Origin of the sequence: Lysinibacillus odysseyi 34hs-1 = NBRC 100172, from assembly GCF_001591965.1 — a bacterium.
GTDB lineage: Bacteria > Bacillota > Bacilli > Bacillales_A > Planococcaceae > Lysinibacillus_B > Lysinibacillus_B odysseyi.
Map to the genome: position 1 here is coordinate 210,541 of NZ_BCVX01000003.1, position 18,668 is coordinate 229,208.

Consider the following 18,668-nt stretch of genomic DNA (forward strand, 5'->3'; position numbering starts at 1 on the left):
TCTCTATCCCCCTTTATTTCTCGTTCTCTATCAATTTTATCTACATCATAAAGAAAATGACTATTAATAGCAATTACTCTATTTTCTAAAAAACGGCATTTTTCATCTGTTATATTATATGAACTATTATTTTTATTCATGATTTTCTACATTTCTAGGGTATAATTACAGGAAGTTTCATTCTTTCTTTTAAATAAAAAAGCCCCACCCTTTTACCAGGAGGAGCCATATCATTTCCTACAAACTATCCTAATAGATTACCATCAGGCTTTTACATCATTATAGTCGCTGCTTTTCTCAAAGGAATCTGCAACATACGGGCAGACGGCCTTCATCTTATAACCATTTTCCCTGGCATACGCAGCCGCCTCATCTAGAAGCTTTTTGCCGACTCCCTGACCACGCAGTTCTTCTGATACATGTGTACCATTCATCACCATCGTATTGCCTTCTTGTGACCAGATAATACGAGCCTTACTGTCACCATCTTCTATATATTCGAAGCCATCCTTTGATTTCATCAGTGTAATTTTCATCTCGTTTCACTCCTTTTGCAGATATATTGAAAGGCTTCCCTTTCGCCTGTGAATTAAACACTACAGCTGTTCTGGTTATGTTTTTTACTAAATTTTTGAAACTGTTTTTTGAAACCGGATGTGATCTTGAGGAAAAGTGCATATAGTGAGTTAACGCTTGTTTATAGACTGTTTATTACCTGTTTAGGGGAACTTTTTACTGGAGGTTGTTGAACAGAATTTTAGATATCATCTATATGCCGGGAGGAAACTAATGAAAAACAGTCTCATTGTCCTTATTGTTATATTGATTGTAGGATCTGCCAACGTCATTCATTTTTCCTATTTCTCAATCAGCACCATTCACTCCATGCTACCACTGATTTTTGTTGGACTGATTGCTGTGTGGCTCTATTCAAAAAAAGGCAAGGAGCATGCCATTTACATGACTTCCTTCCTTGCTCTGTTTATTCTTATGATTTTCGGACGGGTATACTGGGTGCTAAACGAAATAACTGTCGAGATGGCTGCTGGTTATGTATCGCGTATGTATATCGTCTTCACTATTGCAATGATTTGTTTATCGGGGGCAGTCTGGCTCGGATATAATCACTACTTTACAAAAGGCTCTCGCTAAACGAGAGCCTTCACTTGCTTTTACTATAGCAGAAGCAGTCCGTTGTGTGGTCGTTTACAAGACCGACCGCCTGCATATAGGAATAACAGATAGTGCTGCCCACAAAAGAAAAACCTCGTTTCTTCAGCTCTTTGCTCATCAGGTCGCTTATGACAGATGTTGTGGGCACTTCTTTTATTGTCTCCCACTCATTGTGAATCGTCTTATGATCTGTAAAACCCCAGATGAATTCGTCGAAGCTGCCGAATTCCTCGCAGATTTTAAGAAAGGCTTTCGCATTTTTTACAACACTCCGTACCTTTAAACGATTCCGGACAATTCCCGGGTTTTCAAGAAGCTCCTCTATCTTCTCCTCAGAGTAACAGATGATTTTTTCCGCCTCAAAAAAATCGAAAGCTTTTTGGTAGTTTTCCCTTTTCTGCAAAATCGTCCACCAGCTTAATCCCGCCTGTGCACCTTCAAGGCAAAGCATCTCAAACAGCAGACGGTCATCATGGACCGGCCTGCCCCACTCCTCATCATGATATTTTACATAGAGGGGCTCATCTTCTTTAACCCATGCACATCGCTTCATCATTATCCCAGCTTTCTATATATTGAATAATCTGCAAAGCCCTACCGAAACTAAAAAAGTGTAGGATAAGCTTCTATTCTTATCCTACACTTTCTATCAGGAAGGTTCTACCGGTAAAATGCCTTCAAATTCAGTCCTTACCTTCGCTTCCTCTTCATTTAATAAAATATGAATATCACCATGATCGCGAGAAGTACGGATAAGCCGACCCATTCCCTGCTGCAGTCGAAGCTGCATGAATGGAAGCTCTACTTCTTCAAACGGATTCTCCGCAAATGACCGTTTCGCATCAAATAGCGGATCTTGCGGCGGGAATGGCAAATCATATACCACTACTCTTGTTAGCGCTTCCTCCGGAAGATCCAATCCTTCCCATAGATGGTAGGAGCATAGTGTTTGTATTGTCCCTTCCTGGAAATCTCTAATAATGGCAGAAAGTTCACGATCCCCTTCAAATGCTACATGCATCCGATCCATCATAGAGAGGCCTGCTTTAAACTGCATCATCGCCTGTTTTGACTTGAACAGAATAAGCGTTTTTTCTCCTTCGCGGATTAGCTCCTGTACCTTTTTTACTTTCTCTGGCTGAGTCATTTCGTGTATATAAATCTTCATTGCTTCATCATAGTCAAATGGTGATGGAACACTAAACGACTGATAGTTTTTAATACCCAAACTATAAGCAATATAAGAAAAGTCTTTCTTAACAGATAGCGTGGCGGATGAGAAAATAATTGGCAGTTTTTTAGTAAACAGCTTTTCCTGCAGTACATCCGTTATTAAACGCGGCATAATTACTAGCGTCTCCTCACCATCCGTATTTTCCTGCCAGTCAACCGCATCTCCCTGCGCGATAAAGATGCGCATCGCTGCTACATATTGCTCTAAAAACTCTTCCGCCATATTTAAATCATACTCTGGAATCATATAAAGCTCTGATTCAAATACAAATTCCTCTAGCAGCTGGTCAACAGCCTCAACAACTTTTTTCCCGATCGCCAAAAGCCGCGGAGATTTATTGATCCGTTTACGGTCCTCTAGCGAATCCTCAAGACAGTCACGCAGCTCGTCGAAGAACAGCTCATGATGGTCCTGGAGAGTCTCCATCGCATACAGTGTACGCTCCCGCACTCCATCAACCATTAACCGCTCCAGCATTCCTACAATAGTAGATGCTTGGATTTTTACTGTCATTGCCTTTTGTGCGGCATATTCAAGCAGATGTCCTTCATCCAGCACAATCATCGATACTTCCGGAAGCAGTGGGAGCTGACCCTCCCGCTCGCGTGATTCTTTTGTGGCTAAATGCTCCATCAAAAAGTCCTGTGAACAAATGATTAAATCAGTTGACTGACGGTAATGCATACGATGCAATGTCTGCCCGCAGCGATTACGCATATCGCACACAGCACACTGCATAACGGCATTGTAGTTTACCTTCTGCCAATCTTCATCACTGACTGACGGAAAATCCGAACGTTCTCCGTAAGGAACCGCTTTCGTCATCGGTCCTGCTGCATACACTTCTTCAGGAATTGTAAAGGCAATATCATCAATCCATTCGTCTGTTTCCACCTTCTCGGCTTCTTCAAAACGTTTTAAACATAAATATTGGTCGCGTGACTTAGCTAGTCGGACATCAATGTTTAACTCCAGTACATCACGCAGCTTATGAATATCGCCGCCTTCTTTTACTAATTGATCAATCAGTGTTTCGTCTGCACAGGCGATAAGCGCCGGACGTCCCGTATACCTTGCATAGGAAATAGCAGGCAACAAGTAAGCAATTGTTTTTCCTGTACCAACACCAGCCTCTGCAAACAATACATTTTTTTCTTTTAATGCCTGCTCAATTTGGTAGGCCATAAAAATTTGTTCATCTCGGCATTCAAATCCCTTTTCCGGCAGCACATCATATAACGTATCACCAAGCCAATCTCCCAGTGAATCATAAAAAGAACTATCTTTTGAGAGCTCAAAAGGTAAAGGTTGTCTCATCGTTTGTTTCTCCCTCATTCTCCATTTATATAAACGAGAAAGCCAGAGCCGATCTACAGTCCGCGGCTCCTCTCGTCTGTTTCTATATAAATTTTATGCAATACGAAACGGAAGGAGAGCTCTCCTTCCGTTCGTTACTCTTCTCGCTTCGACTTTTGACCCCAGAATTGATAAAGGTCCGTGCGAATAAAGCCATTAAATAGTTTACGCTTTTTCGTTGCTTTTTTCCCGTATAACGCCTCGAAATCTTCCATTGAAGAAAGCATATAAACCGACCAAGTAGGATAATTGTTCATCACCTGGCCGAGCTGGCGTATAACGCCTTCGATGACTTCTTTTTCACCAATCCGCTCGCCGTATGGAGGGTTGGAAATCATAACGCCATCTGTCAGCCTTGTCGTAAAGTCCGTAGCCTGCATCTGTTTGAATGTAATAATATCCGCAAATCCAGCCTCCATTGCATTTTCCTGCGCGATACTAACCATCCGATGGTCAATATCTGAACCGATAATTTCTAATGGCTGGTCATAGTTAGCCAAATTATCCGCCTCATCGCGTACCTCATTCCATATTTTTGCCTTCATCCAGCTCCAGTCCTCTGAAATGAATTCACGATTATAGCCGGGCGCAATATTTTGCCCGATCATCGCCGCCTCTAAAGGAATTGTACCAGAGCCGCAAAATGGATCTGCAAAAGGACGATCTGGATTCCATTTAGACACTTTTACAAGTGCAGCAGCCAGCGTTTCCTTTAAAGGTGCCTCACCCTGCACTTGGCGATAACCACGTTTATGAAGACCAGCACCAGATGTATCTATTGTTAATGTTGCCAAATCTTTCAAAATTGATACCTCGATTTTGAAAGTTGCACCAGATTCGTCCAAAAAACCTAAGCGTTTATAGTGAAATTTCATACGCTCCACAATCGCTTTCTTTACGATTGCCTGACAGTCTGGCACACTAAATAATTTCGATTTTACAGATTTTCCTGAGACCGGAAAAGCTGCATCCACCGGCAAGTAACGCTCCCACTCAATAGACTTTGTGCTTTCAAACAGCTCATCAAATGTAGTAGCAGGAAATTGGGCAACAACAATTTTTACACGGTCTGCTACTCGTAACCACAAGTTACAGCGTGCAATTGCCGTTTCGTCCCCTTCAAAATATACTTTTCCATTATCTACACGCGTTTCATAGCCCAGGGCTTGTACTTCTTCTGCTACGATAGCCTCTAATCCCATCGCTGCCGTTGCTACTAATTGAAATTTTGTCATATATTAATACCTTCCTTGATGTTCGACTTCCCAGAACTGGATAAAATCTATCAGCTCATTTATTGGTAATGGCTTACTGTAATAGTACCCTTGGATATAATCACAGCCCATCTCCTTTAGTAATTCCACTTGTTGCGCACTTTCAACCCCTTCTGCGACGACTTTCATCTTCAGACGGTGAGACATTTGAATGATTGCATCTACCACGGCCTGTTTATCATCCAATGAGCAGATATGCTGGATAAAGCTGCGGTCTATTTTCAAAATATCAAGCGGAAATCGAACTAAATAGCTTAACGATGAGTAGCCCGTGCCGAAATCATCAATTGAAAGCTTGAATCCCATCTGCTTGAGCTTTACCAGCTTGCTAACTGTTTCAGAAGCACTGTTCATTACCGTTCTTTCTGTCATTTCGATTTCAAAATTAACCGCAGACGCATTATTTCTTTCTAAAATATGCTGAATTGATTCGAGAAAATTCTGCTGCTGGAAATGAATACTTGAAACATTAATAGCAATTGGTACTTTTGTATAGCCCGCGTCCACCAGCTGCTTGTGGCTTTCACAAGCTAATTCGAAAATCATTTCACTCAAGGGAATAATAAGTCCCGTTTCTTCCGCATAAGGTATGAATTCTGCCGGCGAGACAAATCCCAGTTTATCATTTTGCCAGCGTACAAGTGCTTCCACACCAATCAGCTGCAAGTTTTTCGCATCAATCTTCGGTTGGAAATGCAAGGTGAAATCCCGCTGGTCAATTGCCTTGCGAAGCTCCGTATCAAGCAGTAACACTCGCTTCGTATCTGTATGTAACTCGTCAAAGTAAAACGCATAGCCATTTCGGCCATTTTGTTTAGAGAAGGCCATTGCCTTATCTGCCCGATTTATAAGCTGCTCTGTAGTTTCTCCATCTGTAGGAAAAATACTGACGCCCATACTTGTAGAGACAAAAATTTCCTGTCCATTGAGAATGACAGGTTCTTCGATTACTCGTATTAATTTTTCAGCAAATTTAGCTGCTTCCCGCGGATGGACAATGTTCGTAAGTGTGATGACAAATTCATCGCCCCCGTAACGAGCCAGTATATCTTTGTTTTTCAACAGTCCTTGTATCCGCTTTGCCATTTCTACAAGTAAAGCATCTCCGACAGCGTGGCCGAGTGTATCATTTACTTGTTTAAAACGGTCTAAATCCAAAAAAAATACAGCATGCTGTATAGTATGAGATACATGTGTACTCGATGCCAATAAAGCATTCATGCGCTCCAGGTAGGCAAAACGATTGCATACATCAGTTAAAGAATCTGTCAGCGACCGCTTTTCTAATTCATCTTCTACAGTTTTACGTTCCGAAAGGTCTGTAAAAATACCGCAGTAATTCGTAATTTCCCCTTCAGCATCTTTTACGGCCATAATTGTCAGCCATTCCGGGTAAACATCTCCTGTTTTGCGGCGGTTCCAAATTTCTCCCTGCCACACTCCACTATTGTATATGGTGTCCCACATTGTAAGGTAAAATGGAAGTTCGTGCATACCGGACTGAAGAATTGAAGGGTTTTTACCTATCACTTCTTCACTGCTGTATCCTGTAACGAATTCAAATGCAGGATTTACACTAATAATTTTTTTATGTTTATCCGTAATCATGATTCCTTCAGTGACATTTTCAAAAATCTTCATGATCAGGTGCTCTGGATACCGGGAAAGCAATCTCTCATTATCCTTTTCGGTATTGGTACGTTTGTCCAATGAACTTCACCCTTATCTCATCTCTAAAAGAAAGGCCCTCCACTAGAAATGGAGAGCCTTTTTATTTAACAAAAAAGCATCGTAAAATTCAGTAAGCCATGTTTTGTTCCTGAGTACTCAAACGGGCAATGCCCTCGTACTGCCAGGCAGTAATCATCTATCTACGCAAAAGTAAACTTGTGCGTCCCTCCATCCGTTCATTTCCTTTTGGAGAGTGCCCCTACCATAATTTGGGTTTCTCACTCGTGGGGTTTACCTCGTTCCACCTTGCAGGTTTCCCCGCAAGCTTCGTCACTGTGGCACTTTCAGGAAGTGTATGCCATATCCAAAGACTTAGGCATTTCTTCCGCCGTCAAAGCTAAGCTTTGCCTTACCTTATTTTTTCAGTAAGCACGAACACTACGGTCATCTCAGATCCGTGTGAGCATGGACTTTCCTCTACATAGTCAAGCTATGCAGCGATTACTCGAATTTCATGATGTATTTTTATTATACTGCAAATATAATGGGATGACAACATTAGATTATTACATTCTTTCTCTAAGTTTGTCCCCAAATACGGCTTTTTCTAAATTTGCCAAGCGTTTAATAATATCATAGTTCATATTATTAGTGTTTGGCTGAGCTACAGGTTTTTTAGAGCTTCCTGCCAATTCTTCTTTTAAGCGCTCATTTTCTGCCTTAAGTGCATTTAGTACTTCTTCAAATTTATCATAATCTTCCATTATCTGATCCAGAAATTGGTCTACTTGGTCCACATTGTAACCTTTTACACTCTTTTTAAATTCCTTCTCCAAAATCACTTTTGAAGTTAATTTAATGTCCATTCACATCGCCCTTCCATACTCTCTACATATGTGGACTCATTATAACATAAAGCCTTCAAAAACGTGAATGAAAGATAGGGTTTTCATTTATTTAATTTATTTGTAATACGGTGCAGCCGCTTCTCCCATGCAGAATGATATTTTTCCTTTTGAAGGGCCGACCATTTCTCATGCCTGCCAATCAACTGCATGCCCGTTTGTGTATACACCTTTGCTTCCTCATAGTCTCGCAAATGATGCTCCGTAATTATCGCCAGCTGCTCGTATGCCTTAATTTGATGTGGTATATCAACAGCCGGCAACGCTTTGATAAGCGACTTTACTGCCTGTTCGTACTGGGATGCTCTTTTTTGTTCCATTGCCAAATAGTAGTGTGCAAGTCCTGTATCTGTCGGATCAAAACGCTCCGTTACGGCAGTAAGGACATCTATCCCTGTGTTTTTCTGCTTTAGATCGTTATACCATTTTCCGATATTCGTATATGTCACCGCAGAGTCGTTAACCTCTTTTTGGAAGAGCAATTGTGTGGAATGAATATAGAGAGTAATAAGCGATAATAAGTCCCATTCGTTATGGTGGAGCACTTTGATAAGCGCATCCGCCTGTCCACTTTTTACAGCATCCAAATAAATGATCGGCGCCAGGAATCCAGGAATATCCCCTTGCCGATGAAACCCTAATTTTTCTTGTTCTATAGCCGTCAGCTTCATCTTTTCTAAGTCATTTTTCCATAGCCTTTTCGTACTATGAAGCAAATCGATCTGCTTTTGCGGACGCAGTTTTGGGATATATGTCTGATTCAGCGTCCAGCGCGTTTCAAGCTGCGGCCAGTCAAAGCTCTTCCCGTTATAGGTGACAATAGTTGCCTTTTTCTGCCAAAGTCTCGATTCAAACAGCAGAGCTGCTTCATTTGAAGGGTCGGCTAGGACATACTGTGTTAATGTAAACTCTTCCCCGTCTGTCTCCAGAAAGCCGAGAAGGAAAATATGCGTGCCTACGCCCTTTAGACCTGTTGTTTCCGTATCAAAAAAGATAAGCGTTTCATCTGCAGTTACCGCGTATGGATGCTCGCGGCCGGACTGTTCCCACAGTCTGATGGCATCAAACAGCTGCTGCAGCTCATAATGGCCATGTCTATACGTAAGAGGATATGTCACAACCCGCTTAAATAACACACCAAAGTCATTTTCAACAAGTGTTAGGCCTGCCCGTTGCCACTGATCAACATATTGCGGTTGATCTGGCTTTATAAAAGCAGACTTTTCCTGTTTTGTTTCCGTCTTTTTCCCAAGCATTTTTTTCATTTGGAGTATTTTATTTTCGTAACTCAAGGAAGCCACTCCATCTCGTCTTTTAAAATATTCAGGACTTTCAATACCTGTTTTTTGCTATCCCCTATGCTGTCTTGTGCTCCGATACACGATGGGCAGCCTGATTTACACGGGCAGTTTTCCACATGTTCGATTGTCCGTTCAAGCAAGGAAAGCAAAATATCATATACTCTTTCACTTAAGCCGATACCACCCGGATAACTGTCATAAACGAAAATGGTTGGACGGTCATTGTGAACGGCTTTTACTTGTGGAACGACCGACAAATCACTGCGATCACAATGTAAAAACAGCGGAATAAAACTGCCCATAGCATAGGCTGCCCCGTTCAATGCATCTGTCAATTGCTCCTCAGACCAGTTTTCCGGCAAATCAAAGCTGACCCATGTAGCACTTGTATGCATTTCCATTGGCGGAATCGAAATCGGTCCCGACCCAATATTGTCGTGTGTATTAAACCGAATTTTCTTAAAAATGGTCGGGATGGCGAGCAGGCTGACATCTCCATAACTGACGGTTGCAGACTTATATTCTGCTGACTTGTCCTCACTTAGTACTTTCAGTTCGACAGCCAGGTTAGCATCTGTGAAATAATCTACTTCCACTTCCCGTACATATGCTTTCTTTTCCTCCCAATCAAGCTTTTCCACTTGAAACTGTGTGCCTTGATGCATATAAATCGCTTCTTCATGGAGTAATGTCATGGCGCTGTATGTATCCATCTCGCCTATTACTTTATTTTGCGGCAGTGTCATATCGATGATCACGACGTTTTCCTGTGCTGCTGAGCGCAGGCTGATTTCATGCGCAGGAAAACGGTCACTCATCCAGTGCCATTGTGTACTCGTTTTGACTAATACACCTTCCTCCTCCAAGTAAGCAAGCAGCTCCTGTACAGTAAATTCCCCGTACGTGTCTGTCATGGAAAAAGGCAGTTCAAAGGCAGCACATTTTAAATGATCCATTAAAATAATAATATTATCCGGATTGATACGCGCTTCTTCGGGATGTGTACCAAAGAAGTATGTCGGATGATTGACAATATACTGATCTAAAGCTGTTGATTGAGCAACATAAATAATAAGTGCTTCATCCTGACGACGGCCGGCACGCCCTGCCTGCTGCCAGGCGCTTGCAATATTGCCCGGATACCCTGTCATAATGCATGCCTGCAGCTGCCCAATATCAACACCAAGCTCCAATGCATTTGTTGACACGACCATTTGGATGGAGCCGTCCCGCAAACCCTTTTCAATAGCCCGGCGTTCACTCGGAAGATAGCCGCCGCGGTATCCTTGAATTGATTCATCGTGGATTTTCTTTACTGTTAATGACTTCAAGTATGTTACAAGCATTTCTACACGCACACGTGATTTAGCAAAAATAATCGTCTGGATACCTGCCTCGAATAATCTTTTCGATAGATCCCGCACCTCCAGCACCGCACTTCGCCGCACGCCAAACGTCGTATTGACGATTGGCGGATTATAAAAGATAAATGTCTTTTTCCCAATAGGCGCACCGGAGTTTGCAATTAGCTCGTGCTTTTCATTTGTTAAGGTTTCAGCCAGCTCTTTTGGATTTTTTATCGTTGCGGACGTGCAGATAAATACCGGATTCGAGCCATAAAACGCACAAATCCGTTTCAAGCGCCGAATGACATGGGCTACATGACTGCCAAACACGCCTTTATACGTATGGAGCTCATCAATTACAATGTATTTCAGATTTTCAAACAGCGACACCCATTTTGTATGGTGCGGAAGAATACCAGAATGGAGCATATCCGGATTAGTCATAATAATATGCCCGGCTTTTCTTATCTTCGTACGGATCCCAGGTGCTGTATCGCCATCATACGTATAGCTTAGGACTTCCTCTCCCGTTGCTTCAATCAATTCATTTAAATCCGTTTTTTGATCCTGTGCAAGTGCCTTTGTAGGGAACAAATAAATTGCGCGACTTGATTTATTGCTGATTATTTCTTGCAAAACAGGTAAATGATAACAAAGTGATTTACCAGATGCAGTAGGAGTAATGGCTGTAAACGAAACGCCCTGTACAGCCTTATCAAAAGCTTCGCGCTGATGGGTATATAATTGTTCAATACCACGTTTTTGCAGTGCATTTTGTAAAGACGGGTGCAGTTCTTCCGGGAAGGGCTCGTACTCTGCTGCTTTTCCATCCAGCGTATGCCAGTGGACAATGTTTTCTTTCAGCTCCTCGTCGTACCGCCATGCTTGAAGCAGCTCGCTGATGGACTTTTTCTTGCTAAACATGCGGACTTCCCTCCTCTACATAGCGCTTTAACGTGCCAAGTGTATATTTAGTTGATTCGATAGATTGAATTAGCCGCTTTTTGCTGGTAGCTTTGTAAAAGGACTGTACAACAAATTGTTCCATTGCATCACGTGCATGGTCGATCTGCTGCTTATGCATATATTTAGGCTGATTGGCCGCGATCCATTCATAGGCAAGTTGCTGCCAAGTTTCAAGGAGAGCCCGTATTTCATCTGCATACGGTTTCACTTCATTAAAAAAGTCAGGTTCGGCTTGCCGTTCACGCATATCGTAGAATCTTACAGTCGCCTCATCACATACCACAAGAAGTCTAGTTGTCATTGCAAGTAATTCCATATGTTACACCTCTAAGAATATTCATTACTTTTAAGTGTACCAAAAACTATCCTATTTCACTACTAACAGGGGAACGTGTATTCTTTACGTTATACTTTTTTTCTGCTAAGCTAATTTTTTGATGAGCCTTTACTATTTTTTGATTTGCCTGTACGATTTTCACCTGCAGTGCAGTACTGGCCTGGACTTGTTCATATTCCATACGTACCGTCAACAATTCATCTATACATTCAACAAGGTTCAATAACCGATCAATTTTTTGCATTCTTCGGCCTCCTTTGGAAGACGTATTAGACGTAAATCAAAAAGTTCCTACACGTTTGCCAAAACTAGTCACCGTTCGCTAAAACGTATGATTTTTTGCGTAAATGTTATGGTACACTAATCTCGTAATGTAAAAGAAGGGGTGATATCATGGCTTTCCGCTATCCAAACGGGAAAGTATATCAACCAAAGCAAAATGAGTCGCCTGCAAAAAAGAAGCCAAAAACAGACATATCATTCAGCAATCGAGGGAAAAGCTTAGAGGACGACTTAAATGAAACGAATGACTTTTATGTAGCAAATGGTCTAGCCAATATTTACAAGAAACCTGTACCGATTCAAATCGTCAAAGTAGAATATCCGAAGCGGAGTGCCGCGGTAATTCGTGAAGCATATTTCCGAACGCCCTCCACTACGGACTATAACGGAGTATGGAACGGTTACTATATTGATTTCGAGGCAAAGGAAACCGAGAGTAAAACCTCGTTTCCCCTAAAGAACATCCATCTGCACCAAATTAAGCATATGCAGGCTGTTGTCGTACAGAAAGGCATCGCGTTTTTCATCGTTCGCTTTTCAAAGCTGGACCGGACTTTTATAGCTCCCTTCCGGATGATTGAAAAAGCATGGCTTGATATGGAAGCCGGTGGACGCAAATCAATTCCATTGGCTGTTTTTGAAGAGTTTGCAGAGGAACTGACACTTGGTTATGCACCGCGTATCGACTACTTACAAGTCGTAAAAAAGTTCATCGCAAACAAGTAGTTTGTGAAAGTGAGGAGAAGAAAACGTGACAGAAAGAAGACGTACACGTGAAGATATAAAAAAAGCACGTGAAATGGAAAAGAAAAAAAATCGTTCCCCATTCAAAACTTGGTTGAAACGAATCGTGCTGGCGATTGTAGCTGTCGGAATCGCTCTTTTTGTCGGAGGTGCTGGCCTCTTCGCCTACTATGTAAGCAAGGCGCCTGACCTGGATGAAGAAGCACTGAAGGATCCTATTTCATCTGAGATATATGATGTGAACGGGGATTTATTTGCTACAATCGGTGCTGGGGAAAACCGGAAATATATAGATTATGAAGATATTCCGCCGCAGATGGTTGATGCCATTACCGCGACAGAAGACGCTCGCTTCTTCGACCATTTTGGGATTGATATTTGGCGTCTTGGCGGAGCTGTTGTCGCTAACCTGCGTGATGGTTTTGGGGCGCAGGGTGCAAGTACGATCACTCAGCAGGTCGTAAAGAACTCATTCTTTACAAATGAGAAAAAATTAGAGCGTAAAGCACAGGAAGCATGGCTTGCAATCCAGCTCGAACGTAAATACTCCAAAGAAGAAATTTTTGAGATGTATTTTAATAAAGTATTAATGTCCGGAACTGTATACGGCTTTGGTACTGCTGCAGAATATTTCTACGGGAAAGAGCTAAAGGAGCTTTCGCTAGAGGAAATGGCAGTATTAGCAGGGATGCCGCAAAGCCCAAATAACTATAATCCGTTTAAAAACCCTGATCGTGCCAAACAGCGCCGTGATATCGTATTAAGCTTGATGGTACAACACGGTAAAATTTCCGAAGCAGATGCTGCGGCTGCAAAGAAAACAGACGTGGCTGCGGGACTTCTTCCTGAAGAAGAACGTAAGTCGACAGCAGCATCAAAATATCCGGCATTTTTAGACGTAGTGCTAAATGAATTAGGGGAAAAAGAAAAGGAAAGTGTATTGGCAGAAGGGATTAAAGTGTATACTACGCTCGATCCAAAAGCTCAGGAAACTGTCGAATCTGTCATGAATGATGACAGCAATTTCCCGACTGAAACAATTGAATCGGGTATTTCCGTCATTGATACACAAACAGGAGCTATCGCTGCCGTTGGAGGCGGCCGTAACTATAAAGGCAGAATATATAACTATGCAGATGACTTAAAAGTGCGCGCTCCTGGTTCGACAATGAAACCAATTGTTGATTACGGTCCGGCCATTGAATATTTAAAATGGTCGACAGGGGAAACAATTGTCGATGAACCAATGACATACCCGAATTCAAAACAAAAGATTAATAACTTTGACAGACAATATATGGGTACTATGACAGTGCGTAAAGCGCTGTATGCATCTCGTAATGTTCCGGCAGTTAAAACGCTGATGGCTGTCTCAAAAGAACAGTCGCAGGAATTTGTTTCTAAACTAGGTATTGACGTGAAAAACCTGGAATATTCCGATGCGATTGGTGGAGGGAATATTAACATCTCCCCTATCCAAATGGCTGCATCCTATGCCGCATTCGGAAATGAAGGCATCTATACAGAGCCGTACTCCATTTCGAAAATCGAGTATCGTGATGGCTCTACTGAAAGTCTTAAACCGAAATCAGCGCCTGCAATGAGTGATTCTACCGCTTATATGGTGACGGATATGCTCCGCGATGTAGTGAGCAGCAAGCCGGATGCTTCCGGTACTGCAGCAAATGTACCAGGCGTAGATATTGCAGGGAAAACAGGTACAACAAACTATAGTTCCGATGACTTTACCAAATATAATTTACCTTCTTCAGCAGTACCAGATTCTTGGTTTGTAGGCTATTCGCCAAATTACTCTATTGCTATATGGAGTGGTTATGAAAAGCGTACTGACCCGATCACTAGCTGGGAAGAGCGTCGACTTCCACAAAAATTATTTAAGTCCATTATGACAGACTTATCCGATAATGTTCCGAACACGAAGTTCAAACAACCAGATTCGGTTACATCTGCAACAATTGTAGTAGGCAGTAATCCTTTAAAGCTTGCTGGTAGCAATACACCATCAAACTTAAAATCTACTGAGCTGTTCGTTAAAGGAACAGAGCCAAAAGAAGTTTCCACTGAGGTAGAGGAAGAGGAGAAAGTTGAAATCGAGGCACCTAGTGATGTATATGCCAAGTATAATGATGCTGGCCAACAAATCGAACTGACTTGGTCACACGATGATTCCTCCGATGAGGATGATGAAGAGCCGGTAAATTATACGTACGAAGTATCCATGAAGGTTGATGATGGGGAATCTGTCGTGATTCAAACAACCGGTTCTAAACAGGTGATCATTCCAAATGTTCAACAAGGAAGCACCTACACATTCTCTGTTGTAGCCACTGATGGTGAAAAACGAAGTGCACCTGGAACTGTTTCTCTCTATATTGAAGGAGCAGAGACCGATACGGAGGAGCCGGAAGAACCTGATGTGGATGAGCCAGATGTAGAAGATCCTACCCAAAAACCGGGCAATAACAACGGCAATCAGAACAACGGCAACAATAATAATGGCAACCAAAACGGTAATGGTAACCAAGGTAACAACGGTAATGGAAATGGTAACCAAAATAACACGGGGAACCCGAATAATAACAATGGCAACAATCCAAACAATGGGCAAGATGGCCAAACAGGCACAAATCCTAATACCCCGCCTACTAATCCAACCCCTCCTTCCACAGATGACGGGGATGATGGAACAGAGTAAAACAAGCCGTATTTTACTATTCAATAAAAACACATAGAAAAAGCCGCCCGGAATCGAAACTTTCCGGGCGGCTTTTTAATTTTTCCACATAACAATCCGTAAAAAAATATGGCCCTTGCAGCATCTTGATAAACTTCCTGCAAGGGTCAAACATTTGTCGGTCTATTTTTTTAAACGGAGCCTTGCAGAGCGCTTTTTTGTCTCCTTAAATAATTCATCAAGCTGACGGTAGCAGGCATATTGACCGGGCTTCATCTTAATAAATACCAGCCTTTCTTTTCCATTGACCGGATACAGCTCGAACTGGTCATCCATAGTCGCTGCTTGTGCTGCTGATTGAAGCAGCAGCTGTTCATAATGCACAATGCCCTGCTCCATCAAACGTGCTGCTTCTTTACTCCTTGCTTCATGCGCTTCATGAATTTGCTCTCGAAGCTCCTCCCATTTTTCAAACCATTGATCAACGATTTCCTTCGTGATTGCCTCCCGCTTAACTTCTATCATAATTTGACCAAGCCTTTCTTCAATCGCTTCTGGCCTTCCCTGCAATCTGATAGCAATGGACATATATGGCACTGAGGGTTTTGTGCCTTACAATGATAGCGCCCGAAGAAAATCATTTGATGATGAGCCCTGCTCCAGCGCTCAATCGGTGTTTTCTTCATAATCGTTTCTTCGACCTCTAAAACCGAATCTTTCCACCGGCATAATCCTAACCTCTTTGTAATGCGCTCAACATGCGTATCAACCGCCATCGCAGGAATATCAAATGCTACAGATAATACAACATTCGCTGTCTTACGTCCTACACCAGGCAATGTTACTAAAGCTTCCCGATTCGCGGGGATTTCTCCGTTATACTCATCAATCAGTCTTTGGCAAAGCAATTGGATATTTTTCGCCTTATTACGATAGAGCCCTATAGAGCGAATATCATTTTGCAACTCCTCAATCTCTACATTCAAATAATCCTGCGGCGTTTTGTATTTTTGGAATAAATCTTTTGTGACACGGTTAACGAGGGCATCCGTACATTGTGCTGATAACAATGTAGCAATTGTCAGCTCAAATGGATTTTCATGAACAAGCTCACAATGGGCATCCGGAAACATCTCGTCCATCACATCAAGAAATTCAAGCCATTTTCCCTTCGTCAGCACTTTGCTTCCTCCTATTCACGCTCGTCCAGCCAGTTATAGAATATTTCATTTGACACAGCTGCCGGCTGAGTCTGTACTGGTTGAATAGAGCGCGAGCGGAATTGTTCCGCATGTTTTTCAATTTGTTGGATTGATGTAATGTTTTTCTTCTTCCATTCAAACAAAATCCGATCAATATAACGGAGCGACACCTTACTAGCTACTACTGCCTCCTTCAATGCAGCTTTAATAACAGCCGGCGTATGTCCATCTTTGTCAAGCCACATGCTGATTGTTTCCAGCTCCATCGGTGACAGCAGACGACCGAATTCCTGTTCAAATAAAGAATAAATCTCTCCCTCTTCATTTTTGACTGTCAGGTCGGCATGCATCTGTTCCTTTTTCTCTAACAGCTGAAGCATGCATTCCCAGAGGGGAAAAAGAGAATATTTTTCAAAAATCTTATCATTCGCATCAATTCCCTGTGTAATTTCCAGAAAGCCCTTTTGCATAAGGCGCTGCATTTTCAATGAAATATCATTTGGCTGAAAATGTGTGCGTGTTGCTAAATCCTGTGGTGTGGGAAATTCTACGCCTTCCTCAAAATAGCTTAGTAGATGCATAATCATTACTGCTTCATCGTCTGCTATATTTAGTTCTTTATATAGCTGAAAAAATAAATGCGGCACAGTGACATGCCGTTGCTGGATCCACGAACGGAGTCGGTTGTAATCTTTCGTCATATAGGTGACTCCTTTCTTTAAGTGAATAGAGAGCGTCCGAAATAATTGCTCGGACGCTCTCCAATTTTTATCAATAGCTATAGGAAGCTTATTTAACATATGTTGGCGACTAACTAAATCACTGCCATATTCAAATACGCCCCCAAGACAGTTTTAACTGCTTCGATCGCTTATGGATATAGACGGTTCAGTAAACGAGGGAACGGGATCGTTTCACGGATATGCTCCGTACCAGAAATCCAAGCTACTGTACGTTCAAGACCTAACCCGAAACCTGAATGCGGTACTGAGCCTTGTTTACGCAGCTCCAAATACCAAGCGTAGGCATCCATCGAAAGTTGATGTTCTTCCAAACGGGATTTTAATAAATTATAGTCATAAATACGCTCTGAACCACCGATGATCTCTCCATAGCCTTCAGGAGCAATTAAGTCTGCACATAAAACAACATCGTCACGTTCCGGATGCGGCTGCATATAGAACGGTTTGATACCTGTTGGATAGCATGTAATGAATACAGGTTTATCGTATGCATTTGCAATCGCTGTTTCGTGCGGTGCACCGAAGTCATCGCCCCACTCGATATCATCAAAGCCTTGCTCGTGAAGGAACTTGATTGCATCATCATAAGAAATACGAGGGAACGGCGCTTTAATGTTTTCCAGCTTAGACGTATCACGGCCAAGACGTTCTAAATCCAGCTTACAGTTTTTTAGTACGGACTGTACGATATGCTCAACGTACTGCTCCTGCACTTCAAGGCTTTCCTCATGCTCTACAAATGCCATTTCCGGCTCAATCATCCAAAATTCTATCAAGTGGCGACGTGTTTTTGATTTTTCTGCACGGAATGTTGGACCGAATGAGAATACTTTTCCTAAAGCCATGGCAGCCGCTTCCATATAAAGCTGTCCAGATTGAGAAAGGTACGCATCCTCATCAAAATATTTTGTATGGAACAGCTCTGAAGTACCTTCAGGCGCAGAGCCAGTCAAGATTGGCGGATCCATTTTTGTGAACCCTCTATCATTAAAGAATTCATACGTTGCCCGGATGATTTCATTACGAATTTTCATGATGGCATGTTGCTTACGGGAACGCAGCCATAAATGACGGTTATCCATCAGGAACTCTGTACCATGCTCTTTCGGCGTGATTGGGAAATCTTCGGCTGCATGAATAATTTCAATACCTGTCACGTTTAATTCACAACCGAATGTTGAACGCTCGTCTGCTTTTACTTCCCCAGTAATATACATAGATGTTTCTTGTGTCATACTCTTTGCTACAGCAAACAGCTCTTCTCCAACTTCTTCTTTTACAACAACACCCTGAACAAATCCGGAGCCGTCACGCAACTGCAAGAAGGCAATTTTACCGCTTGAGCGTTTGTTTGCCAGCCAGGCACCTATTTTAACTGTTTCGCCGATAAATGACGGCATATCCTTGATCATAATCTTCTTCATAATATTCCTCCAAAT

Annotated in this window: 17 protein-coding genes and 1 other RNA gene; 3 read left to right on the forward strand and 15 right to left on the reverse strand. The window is 42.2% G+C overall.

Annotated features, from left to right (window positions below; translation table 11 throughout):
- Positions 1-263 precede the first annotated feature (263 nt).
- Positions 264-521: a GNAT family N-acetyltransferase gene (locus BOD01S_RS06125; protein WP_407655991.1), complete on the reverse strand. Its 258-nt coding sequence runs from the start codon at positions 519-521 to the stop codon at positions 264-266.
- Positions 522-789: 268 nt separating this feature from the next.
- Here BOD01S_RS06125 and BOD01S_RS06130 point away from each other — a divergent pair, with 268 nt between their 5' ends.
- Positions 790-1,152 carry a hypothetical protein gene (locus BOD01S_RS06130; RefSeq protein WP_036158344.1) on the forward strand — a complete coding sequence of 121 codons (363 nt, stop codon included), beginning with the start codon at positions 790-792 and terminating at the stop codon, positions 1,150-1,152.
- 10 nt (positions 1,153-1,162) lie between these two features.
- Here BOD01S_RS06130 and BOD01S_RS06135 read toward each other — a convergent pair whose 3' ends face one another.
- The 10 genes from BOD01S_RS06135 to BOD01S_RS06180 form a co-directional block, all read right to left on the reverse strand.
- A complete protein-coding gene (locus BOD01S_RS06135) occupies positions 1,163-1,726 on the reverse strand; it encodes a DNA-3-methyladenine glycosylase I (RefSeq protein WP_198948686.1) in 564 nt (187 codons plus the stop codon).
- Between the two features lie 96 nt (positions 1,727-1,822).
- A complete protein-coding gene (locus BOD01S_RS06140; RefSeq protein ID WP_036158338.1) occupies positions 1,823-3,724 on the reverse strand; it encodes an ATP-dependent DNA helicase in 1,902 nt (633 codons plus the stop codon).
- Between the two features lie 134 nt (positions 3,725-3,858).
- Entirely contained in the window at positions 3,859-4,998 is a 1,140-nt protein-coding gene (locus tag BOD01S_RS06145) for a THUMP domain-containing class I SAM-dependent RNA methyltransferase (protein WP_036158334.1), read from the reverse strand.
- Between the two features lie 3 nt (positions 4,999-5,001).
- Positions 5,002-6,678 (reverse strand): putative bifunctional diguanylate cyclase/phosphodiesterase, encoded by a 1,677-nt coding sequence (locus tag BOD01S_RS06150; RefSeq protein WP_081978080.1) that lies wholly within the window; start codon positions 6,676-6,678, stop codon positions 5,002-5,004.
- Positions 6,679-6,834: 156 nt separating this feature from the next.
- Positions 6,835-7,221, reverse strand: an RNA gene (gene rnpB, locus BOD01S_RS06155) — RNase P RNA component class B.
- Positions 7,222-7,274: 53 nt separating this feature from the next.
- On the reverse strand, positions 7,275-7,574 hold the full coding sequence (gene gpsB, locus BOD01S_RS06160; RefSeq protein ID WP_036158328.1) for a cell division regulator GpsB: 300 nt from the start codon (positions 7,572-7,574) through the stop codon (positions 7,275-7,277).
- Positions 7,575-7,657: 83 nt separating this feature from the next.
- Positions 7,658-8,878, reverse strand: coding sequence for a ribonuclease H-like domain-containing protein (locus tag BOD01S_RS06165; RefSeq protein WP_244887285.1), 1,221 nt, complete (start codon positions 8,876-8,878; stop codon positions 7,658-7,660).
- A gap of 23 nt (positions 8,879-8,901) precedes the next feature.
- A complete protein-coding gene (locus tag BOD01S_RS06170; RefSeq protein ID WP_036158321.1) occupies positions 8,902-11,184 on the reverse strand; it encodes a DEAD/DEAH box helicase in 2,283 nt (760 codons plus the stop codon).
- Positions 11,177-11,542: a YppE family protein gene (locus tag BOD01S_RS06175; RefSeq protein WP_036158318.1), complete on the reverse strand. Its 366-nt coding sequence runs from the start codon at positions 11,540-11,542 to the stop codon at positions 11,177-11,179. The genes BOD01S_RS06170 and BOD01S_RS06175 overlap by 8 nt, the downstream gene beginning before the upstream one ends.
- Positions 11,543-11,588: 46 nt before the next feature.
- Entirely contained in the window at positions 11,589-11,807 is a 219-nt protein-coding gene (locus BOD01S_RS06180; RefSeq protein WP_036158315.1) for a hypothetical protein, read from the reverse strand.
- A 149-nt stretch (positions 11,808-11,956) separates the two neighbouring features.
- On the opposite strand from BOD01S_RS06180, the gene recU reads away from it, so the two are divergent.
- On the forward strand, positions 11,957-12,571 hold the full coding sequence (recU, locus tag BOD01S_RS06185; RefSeq protein ID WP_036158311.1) for a Holliday junction resolvase RecU: 615 nt from the start codon (positions 11,957-11,959) through the stop codon (positions 12,569-12,571).
- Positions 12,572-12,596: 25 nt separating this feature from the next.
- Complete coding sequence (locus tag BOD01S_RS06190; RefSeq protein ID WP_036158308.1) at positions 12,597-15,305, forward strand: transglycosylase domain-containing protein; 2,709 nt, start codon at positions 12,597-12,599, stop codon at positions 15,303-15,305.
- A gap of 162 nt (positions 15,306-15,467) precedes the next feature.
- Here the strand turns inward: BOD01S_RS06190 and BOD01S_RS06195 are convergent, their stop codons facing one another.
- The 4 genes from BOD01S_RS06195 to asnS form a co-directional block, all read right to left on the reverse strand.
- Positions 15,468-15,809: a YpoC family protein gene (locus BOD01S_RS06195; RefSeq protein ID WP_081978044.1), complete on the reverse strand. Its 342-nt coding sequence runs from the start codon at positions 15,807-15,809 to the stop codon at positions 15,468-15,470.
- Positions 15,806-16,465, reverse strand: a complete 660-nt coding sequence (nth, locus tag BOD01S_RS06200; RefSeq protein WP_036158306.1) for an endonuclease III — start codon at positions 16,463-16,465, stop codon at positions 15,806-15,808. The genes BOD01S_RS06195 and nth overlap by 4 nt, the downstream gene beginning before the upstream one ends.
- Before the next feature lie 11 nt (positions 16,466-16,476).
- Positions 16,477-17,187 (reverse strand): DnaD domain-containing protein, encoded by a 711-nt coding sequence (locus BOD01S_RS06205; protein WP_036158303.1) that lies wholly within the window; start codon positions 17,185-17,187, stop codon positions 16,477-16,479.
- A gap of 170 nt (positions 17,188-17,357) precedes the next feature.
- The gene (asnS, locus tag BOD01S_RS06210) at positions 17,358-18,653 is read right to left on the reverse strand and encodes an asparagine--tRNA ligase (protein ID WP_036158299.1); all 1,296 of its coding nucleotides are present in this window, start codon (positions 18,651-18,653) and stop codon (positions 17,358-17,360) included.
- Positions 18,654-18,668 lie beyond the last annotated feature (15 nt).

Excerpts from the sequence above, each read along its gene's own strand:
- asnS (WP_036158299.1), bottom strand. The coding sequence starts at position 18,653 with ATGAAGAAGATTATGATCAAGGATATGCCGTCATTTATCGGCGAAACA.
- BOD01S_RS06180 (WP_036158315.1), bottom strand. The coding sequence starts at position 11,807 with ATGCAAAAAATTGATCGGTTATTGAACCTTGTTGAATGTATAGATGAA.
- BOD01S_RS06130 (WP_036158344.1), top strand. The coding sequence starts at position 790 with ATGAAAAACAGTCTCATTGTCCTTATTGTTATATTGATTGTAGGATCT.
- BOD01S_RS06145 (WP_036158334.1), bottom strand. The coding sequence starts at position 4,998 with ATGACAAAATTTCAATTAGTAGCAACGGCAGCGATGGGATTAGAGGCT.
- BOD01S_RS06165 (WP_244887285.1), bottom strand. The coding sequence starts at position 8,878 with ATGAAAAAAATGCTTGGGAAAAAGACGGAAACAAAACAGGAAAAGTCT.
- recU (WP_036158311.1), top strand. The coding sequence starts at position 11,957 with ATGGCTTTCCGCTATCCAAACGGGAAAGTATATCAACCAAAGCAAAAT.
- gpsB (WP_036158328.1), bottom strand. The coding sequence starts at position 7,574 with ATGGACATTAAATTAACTTCAAAAGTGATTTTGGAGAAGGAATTTAAA.
- BOD01S_RS06150 (WP_081978080.1), bottom strand. The coding sequence starts at position 6,678 with ATGAAGATTTTTGAAAATGTCACTGAAGGAATCATGATTACGGATAAA.
- BOD01S_RS06205 (WP_036158303.1), bottom strand. The coding sequence starts at position 17,187 with ATGACGAAAGATTACAACCGACTCCGTTCGTGGATCCAGCAACGGCAT.
- BOD01S_RS06125 (WP_407655991.1), bottom strand. The coding sequence starts at position 521 with ATGAAATCAAAGGATGGCTTCGAATATATAGAAGATGGTGACAGTAAG.
- BOD01S_RS06135 (WP_198948686.1), bottom strand. The coding sequence starts at position 1,726 with ATGAAGCGATGTGCATGGGTTAAAGAAGATGAGCCCCTCTATGTAAAA.
- BOD01S_RS06170 (WP_036158321.1), bottom strand. The coding sequence starts at position 11,184 with ATGTTTAGCAAGAAAAAGTCCATCAGCGAGCTGCTTCAAGCATGGCGG.
- BOD01S_RS06195 (WP_081978044.1), bottom strand. The coding sequence starts at position 15,809 with ATGATAGAAGTTAAGCGGGAGGCAATCACGAAGGAAATCGTTGATCAA.
- BOD01S_RS06140 (WP_036158338.1), bottom strand. The coding sequence starts at position 3,724 with ATGAGACAACCTTTACCTTTTGAGCTCTCAAAAGATAGTTCTTTTTAT.
- BOD01S_RS06175 (WP_036158318.1), bottom strand. The coding sequence starts at position 11,542 with ATGGAATTACTTGCAATGACAACTAGACTTCTTGTGGTATGTGATGAG.